We start from the raw sequence: 17,231 nt of genomic DNA on the forward strand, positions 1-17,231 counted from the left end.
TGGGCCATACGATGGGGTCGCAGCGACTTCAGCCTGGGCGCGGCCGGATACCTTTTCATTCAGCCATCACCACCCTTCAGGGTTCGGGTTGGGTGTAATACCTTCGGTCAGCGTTCGCATCGATGTGCCTTGGACCGTTTGATCCTGCGCGTCGAAGGCAAATGGATGGACCTGAGGGGCGGCGAGGTTCAAGCGCACAATGGGCAGGAACAGCGCGGCCTGCTCCAGATAGTCGCGCTGGATGAACCTGGCATTGGCCAATCCCGTTGCGTTTCCCGACGTGTAGAAAAACGCTTCGATGGGCAGTTCCCGGGGAATGTCATCGGGCCAGACCGCAACGATGATTTCGTTCCAGGCGCCTATGTAAGACGAATGAGCGATGGACTGGCGCACGTCGATGCTGAGCTGAAATGCCTCGGGCGTCGTTTCAAACGCGCAGCTGGTGGGTGGGTTACTGGCATATCTTGTGCGCCAGGTGTCGACGGTTATCACACCCTGCGACCTGCAACTGGCGCGGCAACTGTCGGGAATCGCATTGGTCCCGGCATTGGCGGGATAAGCACAGCGCAGGGTCACCGGATGACCTGTCGGTGCAAAGGTTTCCTTGAGTGTGTAACCCTGCGTACCCGCTAAACGTACCGTACCGACATCGGCTCTGATGTAGGAAAATGAAATACCATTGCGCCCGATCGAATTCTGGCTTGGGTTCCAGGCATGAAAATTGGGCGATGCGTCCGCCGCCCGAATCAGGACCCCGTTGCACTTGAACGCCGGCTGTTCATCCCGGCAGGTTGCGGCGGTAGCGCTAAAACGCGCATTCATCGTCGCGGCAACCTGATGGCCGACGTACAACTGATCCTGAAGATTGAAACCGAACACCGCCTCCGGCGCCTGGCTCAAATCCATGCGCAGGATCGGCAACCAGTCTCCCGTGGCATTGAAGTAATCACGTTGGTCCTTCAATGCACCGAGCAAGGCGTCAGCCTGGGTGACGTCGTAGAACAGGCCGAGCATCGGTATCTGCTTCGGCGCGCTGGCGTCCCAGTTCCTGACCTGGACTTGCATAGGCTGAACCGACCAGGTGCTGTCGAGGCCTTCATGGGCCACCAGGCTCGCCTTGAACGGTTCAGGTTCAAGGGTGCTCAAGGAGCATTGGGCCGTCGGTTGCTGGTTTTGCTGGCGGAAGTGTTCGAGCCAGCCCTGGGCATCGCTAACGCCTTGGGCCGCACACGAGGAGGCGTCCGCCGTGGCATTGGCCATGCCCCAACCACAACCGAAGTCGGGACGATCGCCTTGCAAGGTGAATGAAAAAGGATAGGCACACAGCACGTCCAGCGTCTTACCCTGGCTGATGGCCGTGAACCCGTCGCTGATCAGCACCCCATTGGGCTGCCCCAGGGAGCGAGTGCCCAGGTCGGCGCGCAGGTAGGTAAAGCTTTGCGCACCCAATTGCGACGACACCGGGTCGGGTTGCCAGAACGGCCCCGATGACGGACTGCCCCGCGCCAACACACCGCTGCAAGCATGGGCCGGTTTCTGCGCGGCGCATTCACCAGGGGTGAGCTGGAAATTACGGTTGAGCAGTTGCGCCACTTCCGGCCCCGTGGCCGCCTCGACTGGCACAGCCATCAGCATGGCAATCGATACCGACAGCGCATGCATCAGGCGACTCACACAGGTGTTCATGGCCGGGAAATGCCTACCGCCTGGTGGTGTGTGACGAGGTCCGAGCTGCTGGCGTTTTCGTTGACGTCGTTGCCATTGAGATCGTAGTGCCAGGCCGTTCCGGCCCCGACCAGGGTGCCGGTCCATACGGGGTAGTTCAACCAGCCCAGGTAGGTCCCAACACCCTCCTGTAACCCGGCGCTGTACAGCGTCCAGAATTGCTTGATCTGCGCCAGCGTCACGGGTTCGAGACCGGCCGCCGTACAGACGTTTTGCATGCCTTCCCAGTGAGCGTCAGGGCTCAGGAAATGCAGCTCCCGAATGCCCCTGACGGTCAGCGAAAAGCGTTGGGTCTGCGCCGGCGTGCCGCTGTCGGTGGCGCTGATGGTGCATTGGCCGTTGCGCCGGGCGGTGACCTCGCCGCTGCGCTCATCGACACTGGCGATTTGCGGGTCGCTGCTGCTGAACGTATAGGGAGCACTACCCCACTCTGCCGTGCGCGTCAGGCGTGCGAAATCGGGGACTTGCAGGGGTGGTTTTTCAACGGCGGCGATGTAGTTTTTGTCGCTCAGGTCAAGGGTAGCGTCGGCTTCGAAGCCGGCGCTCAAGGTCAATGTCAGTACCGCTGATTTCTCCGGCGTGCCGACGCCTTTGAACTGCACTTCATAGCGCACCAGCACGACATTGTCCCGGGCGTGATCGAGGAACGTTTGTGCCCTGACGGGAAACTCCACGTCCTTGTCGACATCATTGGCGCCGATGGGAACGAAGTCGATGAGCTGGTCATAAAAATGCAACGTGACGTTGTCACGGAACTCCATGGGGTCATAGGCCTTGATCCGGACAGTCGCGCCCCCGGGCGGAATATTTGCCGGGTCCAGCACGTCCCCTGGCGCTTCGTCCACGGAGGGTTCTTGCAAATCAAAAGTGTTTGACATGACGGTGTTCCCTGAAGGGATGGACATCCGGCAGCCCGCCGGATGTCCAAGTGTCGGCGGGGGTTAGCGGACCAGGCCGGCCAACCGATTGGCTTGGAGTGCCCGCCCCCTTGAGGCCGCGCTGGCCTTGTAGGAAACCTTGCCCTCCAGCCGGTCTTGCACCGCGCTGCTGTCGCCCCCGCCAGCGGCATGTCCCCAGGTCACCACCCGACCGTCGGCGGTCAGCGCCACGAAACCGTGGGTATTGCTGTAGAGCGCTTGCACTTGCGTCAGTTGCCCGACCACCGCCGAGGTATCGCCGCCAACCGTTTCATTGCCCCACGCCACCACGGTGCCGTTTTTTCGCAGGGCGGCGAAGGCCATCGATGAACCGGTTACCTGAACGATGTCATCCAGGGCTGCGATATCCGCGGGTACCTCGCCCCCCTCCGCCGGGGTGCCCCAGGCCACCACATGGCCATTGCGTCGCCGTGCCGCGAAGGCACGCCAGGTGGAGCAGACCTCGACAATGTCCGTCAGCCCTCCAATCAACGGATCGATCGTGCCGCCATAGGCCGCGGTTCCCCAGGCGACGACCTGGCCCGTAGCGCGCCGGGCGGTAATGGCCCGGGCATTGGCACAACTCAGTTCGATGATGTCGGTCATGGCCGCGATGTCTGCTGGTACGCTGCCACCATAGTCGGCATGACCCCAGGCGACGATTCGACCGTTACCTCGATAGGCGGCAAAAGCGCCATAGCTGCCGAGCACGACTTTGATGTCCGTGAGGCCTGCGATGTCTGTCGGCACCGTTCCGCCGTTGGCGGCCAGCCCCCAGGCGACGACATGTCCAGTGGTGCGCAGGGCTGCGAAGGCTTGCCCAGCGGCGACCACCTCTTCAATGTCGACCAGGTCGCCGATCGCCGCGGGAACGGTAGCGCCGTTGGCTGCCGTGCCCCAGGCGACCACGCGACCCGTGGTTTTCAAACCGGTGAACGCCGTGGCATTGCCCACGACCTGGGTAAAGTTCAACGGATCGACCCCGGTCATGAGCCCGCCTTCGGTGCTGGTTCCCCAAGTCACCACGGCGCTGTTGGCCCGGCGGGCCGCATAGGCGCTACGGGTACAGCTCACTTCAACGATGTCATCCATGGTGATGATGGTGGGAGGAATGGCGCCGCCATAGGCGGCATTGCCCCAACCGAGCACGTCGCCGACATCGCGATGGGCCACGAAGGCCGCCTGGCCGGTCACGGTTGTGTCTATCCCGTTGCCGATGATATTGGCCGGATTGAGGGTGAGTTGATCGTCGGCCGTACGCACCTGCAACGGTTGATGCGGGGCGATATCGCGCCAGGTGGCGGCCGTCTCCCACTGGCTGTCGGTGGCGTACTTCCACTGCGCCTGGACAGGCTGGCCGGTGGTGGCATTGAATGCGCTCAAGACACGGCTGGCGCCGGAGGCCCGGTAGGTGCTGCGGGTGTAGCGCGCGCCCATGACCTTCAAGGTTCCAGCGCCGATCACCTTGCGCACGTCGTACTCGGTGGGGGTGGACGGCCCATCCGTGCCCCCGGCCTTGCGCACGACCGTATAGCTCAAGGAAATGCTGTGGCCGTCATTGGCGTTGATCACCGCGTGGGGCACCTTGATCGAACTCAGCTCCTTGTCGGCTTCCGAAGGCAGGACCGTGTGCGGGTAATGGGTCGTGCTCTGTCCTACTACCGTCACGGTAATCTCATCATCGGTCTTCAGGAGAGCCGAGGCCTTGATGACCACAGTGGCGCCGCCAGGAAAAACATCGTCAGGGTTGAGTTGGTCTTCCTGCTCCCCCGTCGCTTCCTTGAACGTGGCTTCAGGCAACCGGAACGCCTGCGCCTGTACCAACAGTTCGTAATCCTTTCCAGGCTGTTCGTCCCCTTCGAGCAGTACGACCCAATAACTGATCGTGACCGTCTGGTCCACGCTGGCCAGCACCACGCTGCGGAGCACCGGGAACTCGACCAATTGGCCTTGTTGGGCGCCCGTGATCCGCTTGTCATCTGCAAATCGAAGCTCGCCATCCTCGGTGGTCCATGTCACGTAAAAGCGATCCCCAGCGTTTTCCGGATCGTTGGGCTCGATGTCGATGTGGGCACCGTTGAGGGCATTGGCCGGATCCAGCACGTCATCGACGGCCTCGCGGACCGAGGCGGGATCAAGCAACGGTTGGCGCGCTTCGCCGATGACGAAGACCAAGGGATTTGCATAGCTGTACTTGCCCGTCGCGAACCGCAGGATGTCGTATTTGACCGTCAGTTCCTCATTGCGATGGGCTTCGAAGTATTGCTGCACAAAGGCCGCGTTGAGCGGGAACTCCACTTTCTTGCCGGCGCTCAGCGCATTGAGCTCCTTGGAGTCCTCATACAGTTTTTCACCCTGGGCATCGAACAATTGCCAGCTCACCACGTCCTTGGCGACGGTCGGCGTCGCCACGGGAAGGGGACAGGTGACCTTGCTGATGCCGCTGGGCAAGTCGCCCGGCTCCAACGCACCGTCCTGTTCGCCATCGACGATGGCCTTGACCAGCTCGAACTGTGGCTCGCCCACGTTCAAGAGCGCCGCATGGCGCGAACCGCGACGGACGATTTCGCCGTTTTCGTCGCTGAGCAGGTTGTACGAGAGGTCCAGGGTACCACCCTCGAGGGTCTTCAGGTGACGACCCTCGACGGGGATGAAAAAGTCCTCCTTGTCCCTGATTTCCTGCCAGGTGGGGAAATACCACTCCAGCTCCGGCTCGTAGCTGCTCTGGTCGGGGCGGGTCCCGAACCATTTGAGTTCGATGGCCATGCCCTCCTCGATGCGCTCGTCGAATGGAATGCGGATGCGGGTGCTGGTCAGGTCGGGATCGAGCGCACCGCTCTGGGCATCCTCGGCAATGGGCGCCGCCAGTTGAGTGGGCTCGCCGATGATATTGACGAAACGGCCCTTGGACTGCTGGATGACGATGCCATTGCGTTCCAACTTGTAGGAGAACACAGCCTGAGTCTTGGCCAAGGCGCGGGCGGTGCTGTTGGACAACAGGACAACCTCCACGACGGGCGGGTTTTTCTCGATCGGATGGCGAACCGTCTCCTCCACCGGGTCACCGTCAAGGGTGGTGCCCTTGACGCGCAGGATGATTACATCGTCCTTCTCGAACAAGTCGACATCGTCGGCCCAGACCTGCAGGCGAAGGGCCTCATCGCCGAGTGTGTCAAGGTTGAGCACGTTGCCGTTGGCCTGTTCGAGGATCGGCGCGTCCAGCCGCGAACTGCCGGTGTCGACCACCAGGCGCGTCTCCGCGCACCAGTCCTCGGAGACGTTGTCCACCAGGTCGTGGACCTTGAAGGTCACGGCCAGGCCCTCAGGGCCTGTGTCCCCTATGACATCGATAATAATCTCTTTGGGGACGTGGACAATGATGGGGTTACTGACCGGGTCGTCGATCTGCGCCTGGATGACCGGAGCGGACTTTACCGGCTGGCCGCCCCAGCTCAAATGGATCACGTCGCCTTCGGCAATGTTCGGATAGGGTAACGGGCTCGGGCTGCCCGGCTTGGCCTCGATAATGATGTCGACACCCTTTTCAGCAGTCTCCTGGTCCACGTGACCGTCGAGCTCAGGATCGATGTACATGTACAGCTCGGAATGCGAACCGGGGTTCGGGTCGGTGTCCTGGCCCCCAGGCAGTTCCAGCTTGACGTAAAGCCTGACCGGTGGGGTGTAGGTTTCATCTGCCTGACTGGGCCGCTTGACCACATACGTCAGCTCGTGGGGCCCGGTCAACAGGCGCCCCGGCGGCACCCACAAAGTCACGCGCTCACCCAACTCGGTGTCGTCGACGATCGTGTGCTGATCGACCTCTCCGCCGTCCAACAGCAACTTGACGTTGTCGCCTTTGCCCATGGTCGTCGTCCAGGCCGGGATGTAAACCTTCAGCCCCTTGTTCGGGAAATTGCCTTGGACCGCGGCGAAGTTGAGACCCCACTCGCCCGAAGGCAGGTCCTGCTCGGTACGCCCGGGGATGTCTGGAGGGAGCAGTGCCAGGATTGAGACGTCTTTTTTCGGTTGAGTCAGCATGACGGGCACTCCGGTCGCGGAAGGGACGATGGAGTGATTTATGACGTGGGTCGTGTTCGCTGACTACTGTCAGAGCTGACAGGTTTGAGCGGGTTGCAGACGAATGGTCGGGGTTTGCTGGCCCCCCCTGTCTGGGCAAGGACATGAACGCCCCCCCGTGGCGAGGGAGCTTGCTCCCGCTCGGCTGCGCAGCAGTCGTAAAACCGGCTGGCGCGGTCTCACCTTGGCGACCGCAGCGCCTGGTTTGGGGCTGCTGCGCAGCCCAACGGGGATAAATCCCCTCGCCACAGGTTGTGGTTTTATACGGTTTAAGACCTGGCCATCGTCTATGTCTTCAGAACATAGCAGATCGTCCAGCGACGCCCTTGGCCTGCACTGTTGGCCGACCAATGAGTGGGGCGTCCGAGGTACGAACCACCACGCCAGCCAACGGTCCCGCCCGGATCGTTGACGAGCCAGATGGGTTGATCTTGTCCAGTGTCTTCCGGCCAGTATGGATAATAGGCGTGAAGATTGCCCCACTCGTTCCAAAGCCATCCGATTTTCCGAGTAGAGGTGTCAGAACTCCAGTCCTCGAACAGTGCTGGCCGATACCCCTTCCCTGCATTGGCCTGTACGAACGCGTAGTGCTCAGGTACATCCCGTTTTGCCAGCGTGGTCAAGTCGAAATACTTGGCAGGCGCGTTGAGCGTGTAAATAATTGTTCGCATAGCCCCATCGCGGGCAGTAACAGTGGTTGGCACGGTCCCACGCAGGGCGAAGGAGACCACCCCGGTCGCTGAGTCGACTTTGACAAGGTCTGAGTCGGAGGAGCTGTAGGTGACCGTCCCGACCGCGCGACGGACGGTTCGCTGGAAGGATGCACCGTAGAAAGCCGTAGTGGGCTGGAAATTAGGCGTGTTCCAACCATTGACCACGAAATTGTTCCATTCCAGTCCCAGCACTTTCAGCGGATAGCGCAGGGATTGCTCGGTGATTGGCTGGCCATTGCGAAAAACCTGATAGAACACATTCACGGTGCGATCGCTGTTGGGCAGCAGGGTCGCCTGGGTAATTGCGTAGTCGATCGGCTCGATGCGCTCGACCCGTTTGGTCTGTGTGGCACTGCCATCAGCGGTGCCTTCGAAGGTCATGGTGATGTCTTGGCCGATGACCATGCCTTCGAATGGCTGGACCCGAACAATGATCCCGCCGGGCAACACACTGGGGTCGACCGCATGATTGGCATCGGCTTCGACAACGTCCGGCGGCGGCAATACGTCGGGCAGTGCGTTAACGACATAGGTTCGGATTGGGAAAATCTGCGCCTCGGCCTCGTTGGTGGTTTTGCTGAAGTCCACTTTGAACTCTACCGTCAGTTCACTACCGTGCTTGAGCTCTTTCAAATAGCTGTAAGAGGCGGTCGCCGGGGCAAGTTTTACCCCGTTGTCCACCCACTCTTCATCGACCCTCGGCCCTCTGGGTGGTGGTGCCCAGATATCCCAATTGTAATTGGCGGTACCGTCGGCTTTCGTCCCCTTCAGACGCAGCCAGACATCTTGACCCACTGCGATAAGCGGCCAGATCCCCAGCCCGCAAATGACATCGGAATGGATGGCACTCAGATCCAGCTCAAGCCCTTCGCCATTGCCAGCGGCTTGCAGAATCTTCGGCTTAGCCATCAACAGATCGTCCTGCTTGAGGGGCTGCACCGCCAAGTCAAAATCAGGGGAAGGGATGGGATCCTCGCTACCCCGGATAATCACATAGGAAACCGTCACAGACTTGTCCAGGTTGAAGGCCACCACACTGTTGGGGATTTCGATAGCCAACCCATCGCTGACCAACGACTCCCCCGACGTATATGAACCCTCGGCAGGCGTTTCCGGCGCACCGGTCCAGGTGACCTTCAGTTTGTCGGTGGGCAGCAGGTCATCGTTGACCGGCACTTCGATGGTCAGCGTGTCTTTGGCATTGACCGGGTTCAGCGTCGCGCCGTCGGCCTCTTTCACCGATGGCGCGTGCAGGTCCAGCGCCGTCCCGATCACAAACTCCAAGGGGTTTGAATAACTGTACCTGCCGGTCTCGAACCGCAGGATGTTGTAGTCGGCGGTCAGTTCTTCACCGCGATGGGCTTCGAAATATTGCTGCACGAAGGCAGCGTTGAGGGGGAACTCCACATCCCTGCCGGCGTTCAGCGCATTGAGGATCTTGGAGTCCTCGAACAGTTGCACGCCTTGGGCATCGAGCAGTTGCCAGGTCACCTCGTCCTTGGGTTTGGTCGGGTTGTTGACCGGATCGGGGCAGATGACCTTGCTGGTGCCGTTGGGCAGGTCGCCAGGTTCCAGCGCGCCGTCCTGTTCGCCGACGACGATGGGCTTGACCAATTCGAGCCGTGGCTCACCCACGTTCAACGGCGCCGCATGACGCGAGCAGCGGCTGACGATCTCGCCATTTTCGTCGCTGAGCAGGTTGTACGAGAGGTCCAGGGTACCGCCCTCGAGGGTCTTGAGATGGCGGCCCTCGACGGGAATGAAGAAATCCTCCTTGGCATCGACTTCGTCCTTGCTGGGGAAGTACCAGTCCAGCTCCGGTTCGTAGCTGCTCAGGTCGGCACGGGTCCCGAACCATTTGAGCTCGATGGCCATGCCCTCTTCGATGCGCTCATCGAACGGAATGCGGATGCGGGTGCTGGTCAGGTCTGGATCGAGCGCACCGCTCTGGGCATCCTCGGCAATGGGTGCCGCCAGCTGAGTGGGCTCGCCGATGATGTTGACGAAACGGCCCTTGGACTGCTGGATGACCGTGCCGCCGCGCTCCAACTTGTAGGAGAACACTGCCTGGGTCTTGGCGAGGACGCGGGCATTGCTGTTGTCCAGCAGGACATTGACCACGGTGGGCGGGTTTTCCTCGATCGCTTGGCGAGCAGTGTCCTCGACCGGGTCGCCGTAGAGGGTAGTGCCCTTGATGCGCATGATGATCACGTCTTCCTTGGCGAATAATGCCGTGTCGTCGGCCCATACCTGAAGTTGCAGGGCTTCATCGCCGAGCGTGTCCAGATCGAGCACGTTGCCGTCGGCCTGTTCGAGGATCGGCGCCATCAGCCGCGAACTGCCGGTGTCGACCACCAGGCGTGTCTCCGGGCACCAGTCCTCGGATACGTTGTTCACCAGGTCGTGGATCTTGAAGGTCACGACCAGGCCTTCGGGACCTGAGTCCCCTATGACATCGCGAATAACCTCTTTGGGGACGTGGACAATGATGGGGTTGCTGGCCGGATGGTCGATCTGCGCCTGGGTGACCGGAGCGGACGTTACCGGCTCGCCGCCCCAGCTCAAGTGGATCAGGTCGCCTTCGGCAATGTTCGGGTAAGGCAACGGGCTCGAGTTGCCCGGCTTGGCCCGGACGGTGATGTCGACACCGTTCTCGGCAGCATCCTGGTCGACGCCATCCTCGACGAGCGCGGGGTCGATGTACATGTACAGCTCGGAATGGGAACCGGGGTCCGGGTCGGTGTCCTGGCCACCGGGCAGCTCCAGCTTGACGTAAAGCCTGACCGGTGGGGTGTAGGTTTCATCCTGCTGGCTGGGCCGCTTGACCACATACGTCAGCTCGTGGGAGCCGGTCAGCAAGCGCCCCGCAGGGACCCATAAAGTCACGCGCTCACCCACTTCGGTGTTGTCGGTGATCGTATGCTGATCGACTGCACCACCGTCCAACAGCAACTTGACGTTGTCGCCGATCCCCATGCCCGTCCAGTCGAGGATATAAACCTTCAGCCCCTTGTCGGGGAAATTGCCCTGGACCGCGGCGAAGTTGAGGCCCCACTCCCCCGAAGGCAGGTCCTGCTCGGTGCGCCCGGGGATATCCGGGGCACGCAGGGCCAGCGGTGCAGGTGTTTTTTTGGGTTGAATCAGCATGGCAGGCACTCCGCTCACGGAAGGGGCAACAGAGTGATTTATGCCGTGGGACGTGTTCGCTGACTACTGTCAGAGCTGACAGGTTTGAGCGGGTTGTAGACGAATGGTCGGGGCTGGCCGAACACCGCCACCCGTGGCGAGGGAGCTTGCTCCCGCTGGGCTGCGCAGCGGCCCCAAACCAGACATTGCGGTCTTTCAGGCAGACCGCCTCAGCCGGTTTTACGACTGCTGCGCAGCCGAGCGGGAGCAAGCTCCCTCGCCACAGGTGAGTGCCACGGGCCTTTCGCCGAGTGAGTCCGGGACGAACTATTTCAAGCCGACACCGAAGGCATTTCCATAGTATTGGACATGGGCTTCCGTGCCGTTGACCAGATTCTTCATGTAGTACCGGGTCACCGGCCACGTGGCGGCTACGTCTTTGCACCAGTAATAGCCGTTACCCAGCGGCCAGCGATTGCCATAGGTATTGTAGATTTCGCGAAGCTCACCCATGGACGGCATCCGTGCGCCGCGCGCGGCGGTATTGCTGTTGATCTGGGGCCATGTTCCTCCCCCTACTCCCTCGCACAGAATGACCCCGGTGACCGAGACGCTGTAGCTTTTTTCCTGGCCTGCGGCATCGCGCGCGGTAATGGTGGTTTGCCCCCTCGACCGAACTGTCACCCAGCCATTGCCATCGACCACGGCGACGGCCGCATTGCTGGACCTGTAGCTGTAGCCGGGCCGGCCACCGCTGGCTTGATGGAGCACCGAGGTGCCCGCGCCAAAAGTCGGCAGGACATGCGACCCGTAGATGATATAAATCCTGCCGCTCAGCGTAACCGGCGAAGTGTTGAACACCAGCGGCGGCAACGCCTGCGCCACGTGGAAGGTTCTCACCGCTGAATCCGGCACTCCGCTGCCATACAAGGCCCGGACTGTCATGGGGTGAGCGCCCACCGCCAAGCCTGCCAACACCTTGCTCCAATCGCCCGCAGCGTTTGCCTGGGCATCCCCCTTGTCGCCACCATTGTCCAGGATCTTTACGTGCTGAAGACTGCTCGCGTTGCCCACCACGGTGACCTGGGTATCGGTGGTGGAGCCGTTAGGGGGAATATCGACGTTGGCGGCGTTCCTGATAAAAGTGATGGTGGGCGACCTGACGGCGGTGACGGTAAAGCCCTTCTCCGCCGATTCCTGTCCGTTGCCATAAAGTGCCTTGGCCTTGAGCCCATACGCCTTGGCCGACAGCCCCGTGAGGGTGGCCTCCCAGTTCGTCCCGACGGCGGAAATGTCGATCGGGTTGCCGATGTTGGCATTTCCATCCCGTAGCTGGATCCTTTGCCCGGAACTGCCGGTGCCGGTGACCCTGACGCTGGTTTCCACGGTGATGCCGCCGACCACGCTGCCTTTGCTGTCACGGATGTCGGTAAGCGTGGGGCTGATGTTGGCGGTCACGAAGAAGGCCTTCGCCGCTGACTCCTGGCCGCTGCCATAGAGCGCCTTGGCCTTGATGTCGTAACCCTTGACACTTAGCCCTGTAAGAATGGCTGTCCAGGTGGTGGTGTTGGCCGGAATGTCGATCGGGCTGCCGATATTGGCGTTTCCATCCCGTAGCTGGATACTCTGGCCGCTGCTGCCTGTGCCGCTAACCGTGACGCGGGTCTCGATGGTGGTCTTGCCGACTACCGAGCCTCGGCTGTCGGTGATATCGGTGATTGTCGGGGTGACACCGGCCGTCACGGAAAAGGCCAGCGGCCCCGACTCCTGGCCGCTGCCATAAAGCGCCTTGGCCTTGATGCTGTAGCCCTTGGGAGTCAGCCCCGTGAGGTTGGCGGTCCAAGTGGTGGCATTGGCCGGAATATCGATCGGGCTGCCGATATTGGCATTGGCATCCCGTAGCTGGATTCCCTGACCACTGCTCCCCGTGCCGGTGACGGTGACGCGGGTCTCGATGGTGGTCTTGCCGACCACCGAGCCCTGGCTGTCGGTGATATCGGTGAGTGTCGGGGTCACGCTGGCCGTCACGGAAAAGGCCAGCGGCCCCGATTCCTGGCCATTGTCATAGAGCGCCTTGGCCTTGATGGTGTAGCCCTTGACCGTCAGCCCCGTGAGATCAGCCGTCCAGGTGGTGGCACTGTCCGGGATGTCGATCGGGCTGCCAATATTGGCCTCTGCGTCCCGTAGCTGGATACGTTGACCACTGCTCCCCGTGCCGGTGACGGTGACGCGGGTCTCGACGGTGGCCTTGCCGACCACCGAACCTCGGCTGTCGGTGATGTCGGTGAGCGTCGGGGTGAGGACGGCGGTGACTTTGAAGGTCCGCGCCTCGGAACTGGCGCCATCGCCATAGATCGCCTTGGCGGTGAAACTATGGTTGGTCATGCTCAACCCGCTGACGACCATATCCCAGTCGCCGTTATCGTCAGCCCTTTTACGGCCATGGGAAACCGTGAGGTTGTCGAAAATCTCCACCTCTTGCCGGACACTGGCCTTGCCGGCCAAGGTCACACGGGTATCCAACGTGGTACCGCCGTTCCTGACTTCGCCCTTGGAGTCCCGCACCGACGCGATAGTCGGTCTGTCCAGGGCGGTGACGGTAAAGGTCCGCGCGGTAGACGTTGCGCCACTGCCATAAAGCGCCTTGGCCGTCAGGCTGTGGTCGGTCTCGCTCAATCCACTGATGACCAGGTCCCAGTTGCCGTTGTTGTCGGTTTTTTTGCGGCCATGGGACACCGTGAGGTTGTCGAAGACTTCCACTTCCTGCTTGATGCTGGCCTTGCCGGTCAGGGTGACGCGGGTATCGACGGTGGTGTCGCCATTGTCGAGCTCGCCTTTGGAGTCCCGTACGGAGGTAATTGACGGAACGGCCAGGGCGGTGACGGTAAAGGTCCGCGCGGTAGACGTTTGACCGCTGCCATAGAGGGCCTTGGCCGTCAGGCTGTGGCCGGTCACACTCAACCCGCTGATGTCCAGGGTCCAGTTACCGCTGCTGTCGGTTTTTTTGCGGCCATGGGACACCGTGAGGTTGTCGAATATCTCCACTTCCTGCTCGATGCTGGCCTTGCCGGTCAGGGTGACGCGGGTGTCGACGGTGGTGTCTCCATCGTTGAGCTCGCCCCTGGAATCCCGCACCAAGGTGATCGTGGGAACGGTCAGCGCGGTAACGGTAAAAGTCCGCGCCGCAGACGCTTGGCCACTGCCATAAAGCGCCTTGGCCGTCAGGCTGTGGCCGGTCACGCTCAAGCCGCTGATGACCAGGTCCCAGTTGCCGTTGCTGTCGGTTTTCTTGCGGCCCTGGGATACCGTGAGGTTGTCGAAGATTTCCACTTCCTGCTCGATACTGGCCTTGCCGGTCAGGGTGACGCGGGTGTCGACGGTGGTGTCGCCATTGTTGAGCTCGCCCTTGGAGTCCTGTACGGAGTTAATCGAGGGTGCCATAAGGGCGGTGACGGTGAACGTCCGGGCACCGGAAACGACACCGGCGCCGTAGAGGGCCTTGGCGGTCAGGCTGTGGCGGGTGACACTCAATGCACTGAGGTCCCGGGTCCAGTCGCCAGCGGCGTTGGCGGTCGCGTCGCCCAGTGAAGCAGTGGCGTCGTCGAAGATTTCCACCCGTTGCATGGCGCTGGCCTTGCCGGCCACGGTGACGCGGGTGTCGACGGTGGTATCGCCATTGGCGAGCTCGCCTCGGGAGTCGGTCACCGAGTCGAGGGTGGGCGGCACCAGGCGTACGGCCGTGAAGGTCCGACGGTTCGAGACATTGCCGCTGCCGTCCCGGGCCTGGGCCGTCAGGCGATAATCCTTGGCCTGCAATCCACTCAGGGGAAACGTCCAGTCGCTCTCCAATGCCACGGAAGCCGTCCCCACCCCGGCGGAGTCATCGAAGAATTCCAGCGTCGACTCCGGCGTGGCGACACCACTCAGGGTCACGCGGGTATCGACGGTATAGTCACCCTCGCTGATATCGCCCCAGGTGTCGTAGACCCTCTGGATATCGGGCACGACCCAGTCATGCCGGACCTTGAAGGTGTATTGCGTGATGGGGCATTCGATGGCAGCGGCCTCATCCGCCTCACCGGAAAAGCTCACCCGGCAAACAACCTTCAGCGGCGTATTGTGGCCGAGCTTCTCCAGTTCGTTGCGCAGTACCGACTCGCGCAGCCCATTGCTGGCCTGCCCTGCGGAAATGGTCGCGCCCGCCAACAGCACAATATCGTAGGACGTGGCGTTATCGGTCTGCCCTTCCAGACGCAACCAGACCTTTTGCCCGGCGGCACTGAACGACCATTTGCCCACCGTGGCCTCAGCGTTGCCGCTGAAGGTCGCCAGGTTCAGCTCCTGGCGATCCGCATTCGCCTGGGTAACCCGCGGATGCGGCAATTGGGTTTCCGGGTCGGCAAAGGCGCTGATGGTCAGGGGCAGGCTTTCAGAAGGCGTGAAAAAACCGTAGCGCTGGACCTCATAACCCACGCTGACCACTCGGCCGATATTGGGCCCGACGAACGACGCGTCCAGATGAAACCGTACCTTGCCGCTTTGATCCCCCGGTTGTTCCTGATCCTCGGAAGAACCGGGACCGGGGGTGCCCAGCCACTTCAAGATGACCGTATCCAGCGCCGGATCCATGCTTTCATAGCCGATCTCGATATCGACACCCGCGAGCGCGTTCATGGGATCAAGGAGCGTGTCGGGTGCCTGGATCACCTTGGGTGGGGGTAACTCGCCGACCAGGAAACCGATCAACAGGTCCAGCGTTTCCGAATAGCTGTACGCTCCGCTGGCGTGTTTGAGGGTGTAGCGGACCTTGACGGTCTGGCCGATATTACCCGTCACGAAATCGGCATCCACGCGAAATGTCACAGGCTCGCCAGCAGACACTGCCGTGATCGGTATCCAACTGCTGGTGCTGGCGAGCGGGTTGGCACCGGTCCAGTAGTAGGTCAGGATGTCGCCCTTGACCGTGCCCCGATAGTCGACCAATACCTTGACCTTATCGAAGATCTTTGACGGATCGAGGACCCCGTCCGGGGCTTCCGGAACCTTGGGGGGCGGTAGCGTCGCCCCAGGCGCCTGGACCTTGACCAATAGATGTTCGGACTCGCTCACCCCATAAATCGCCGCCTGATCATTGGAGACCTGGTACCACAGGTCAAGGCGGCCGTTGGCAAGCACGCTGATGTGTTCGGCACCGACGTACAGCGTGACCGACTTGTCGTCGGCTTCATTCCGGCTGACGGTGTGGGTTTGCGGATACGCATACGGTGTGCCGTCAGCTCGCGTGCCTTCCCAGATCAGCTCGATGAAATCCCCATTGGCGATACCCGGGTACGAGATGAGCACGTTGGCCATCTGGGTGTCCGGATCGAGGCTATCGCCCACCTGCTCGCGAAGGACCGGAGCGGGATGCGCATAAACATCGCCCACCACACTGGCGAACGCGCGCTTGGACGAAAGGGGTGGATCACCGTTCTTCTTGGTCAGCACATATGAAGCCTCGGCCGAGCCCATGGCAATGGCGCGGACCTCTGCGTAAGGCACCTTCAAGGGCAGGATGCTGGGTATATTGGTGATCTCGTGTGCCTGGGTATGGATCAGCGGCTTGCCGACGTGTGGCGTGCCGATCCAAGTCATGGTCACCGTATCGCCGACCTCGAACTCCTGTGTCGCGAGAAGGATCTGCACGGTGACGTCCTGCTGGTTCAATGCCTTGAGATCGATGATGCCGTCGACCGCTTCCTCGATGATCGGCGCGGCCAGGCGCCAGGCCCCGGCATCGACTTTCACGGTGGTGGTCATCGACCATTTTTCCGAGTAATTCCACACCTCGTCATGCACTTCGTACTGCACCAGCAGCGCATTGCTGTCGCCGCCGGCCAGGATCTTGGCCTGGTCGGCGATGACTTCGATGGGCTGTGTGCCCTCGACCTGCTCTTGGGTCAGTTCCAGGGCGTCGAGGAAGACACTGCCCCATTTCACCTGGATAACGTCGCGCACGGCAATGTTGGGGTAAGGCTCGATCGCCATGGGCACGCCTCTGGCGGCCCATTGGGCATCGACACCTTGAGCGATCACCTCGGCCGGCAACTGCACCATCTTGAGTTCCGAGTGCCCTGGCAGGTGCGGGTTCTTGTCGCGGCCACCGGGTCGGTCCAGCTTGACCAGCAAGCGCAACGTCGAGGACGGATCATCAGGGATCGTCTCACCCTTGCGCAGCACCACGTAATAGCAGCGTTCGATCCAGCCGGGCACAAACCATTCCCTGCCCACGAAGAAGAACAGACGCTCGTTTTCCTGGCCAACCAGCAGTTCGTGATGCCAGACGACGTTCGCATCCAGATAGACATCGACGATATCGCCCGCCTGCATGGGCGCGCTCCACGGATCGATGATGCAAAAAGGCCCCTCTTCGTGGTCCTCGACCACGCCCAGGCCGATACCGCCGTCACCGTCCACGATGGGGCTGGCCATGCCCGCGATGATGAGCGCCCAGTTTGACAATTGACCGTCGGTGGAAGACTTGGGAGGCGGTAAATAAAGGCGAAAAGAGGTCATGGCCAGTTCCTTTATCCAGCACGATACGGTGGCTTTCAGATCGCAACGCGATAGGTTGGATTTGGCACCACATCAGCCGGATCGGCTACTGTCGGAACTAACAGGTCGGCGGGGAGTT

General features: G+C 61.4%; 5 protein-coding genes. All 5 read right to left on the reverse strand.

All coding sequences use genetic code 11. The features are described from left to right. Positions 1–66: 66 nt before the first annotated feature. Positions 67–1,674, reverse strand: a complete 1,608-nt coding sequence (locus tag GN234_RS06330; RefSeq protein WP_176688097.1) for a hypothetical protein — start codon at positions 1,672–1,674, stop codon at positions 67–69. Positions 1,675–1,682: 8 nt separating this feature from the next. Continuing rightward, on the reverse strand, positions 1,683–2,603 hold the full coding sequence (locus tag GN234_RS06335; RefSeq protein ID WP_176688098.1) for an Ig-like domain-containing protein: 921 nt from the start codon (positions 2,601–2,603) through the stop codon (positions 1,683–1,685). 63 nt (positions 2,604–2,666) lie between these two features. Further along, on the reverse strand, positions 2,667–6,680 hold the full coding sequence (locus GN234_RS06340) for an RCC1 domain-containing protein (protein ID WP_176688099.1): 4,014 nt from the start codon (positions 6,678–6,680) through the stop codon (positions 2,667–2,669). Positions 6,681–7,006: 326 nt separating this feature from the next. After that, on the reverse strand, positions 7,007–10,579 hold the full coding sequence (locus tag GN234_RS06345; protein ID WP_176688100.1) for an Ig-like domain-containing protein: 3,573 nt from the start codon (positions 10,577–10,579) through the stop codon (positions 7,007–7,009). Between the two features lie 306 nt (positions 10,580–10,885). Next, positions 10,886–17,113, reverse strand: a complete 6,228-nt coding sequence (locus tag GN234_RS06350) for a hypothetical protein (protein WP_176688101.1) — start codon at positions 17,111–17,113, stop codon at positions 10,886–10,888. Between the last annotated feature and the right edge of the window lie 118 nt (positions 17,114–17,231).

The sequence above is a fragment of the Pseudomonas bijieensis genome (genome assembly GCF_013347965.1).
In the GTDB taxonomy this organism is placed as follows: domain Bacteria; phylum Pseudomonadota; class Gammaproteobacteria; order Pseudomonadales; family Pseudomonadaceae; genus Aquipseudomonas; species Aquipseudomonas bijieensis.

Coding starts and splice junctions, on each gene's coding strand:
- GN234_RS06335 (WP_176688098.1), bottom strand. CDS start 2,603: ATGTCAAACACTTTTGATTTGCAAGAACCCTCCGTGGACGAAGCGCCA.
- GN234_RS06340 (WP_176688099.1), bottom strand. CDS start 6,680: ATGCTGACTCAACCGAAAAAAGACGTCTCAATCCTGGCACTGCTCCCT.
- GN234_RS06345 (WP_176688100.1), bottom strand. CDS start 10,579: ATGCTGATTCAACCCAAAAAAACACCTGCACCGCTGGCCCTGCGTGCC.
- GN234_RS06350 (WP_176688101.1), bottom strand. CDS start 17,113: ATGACCTCTTTTCGCCTTTATTTACCGCCTCCCAAGTCTTCCACCGAC.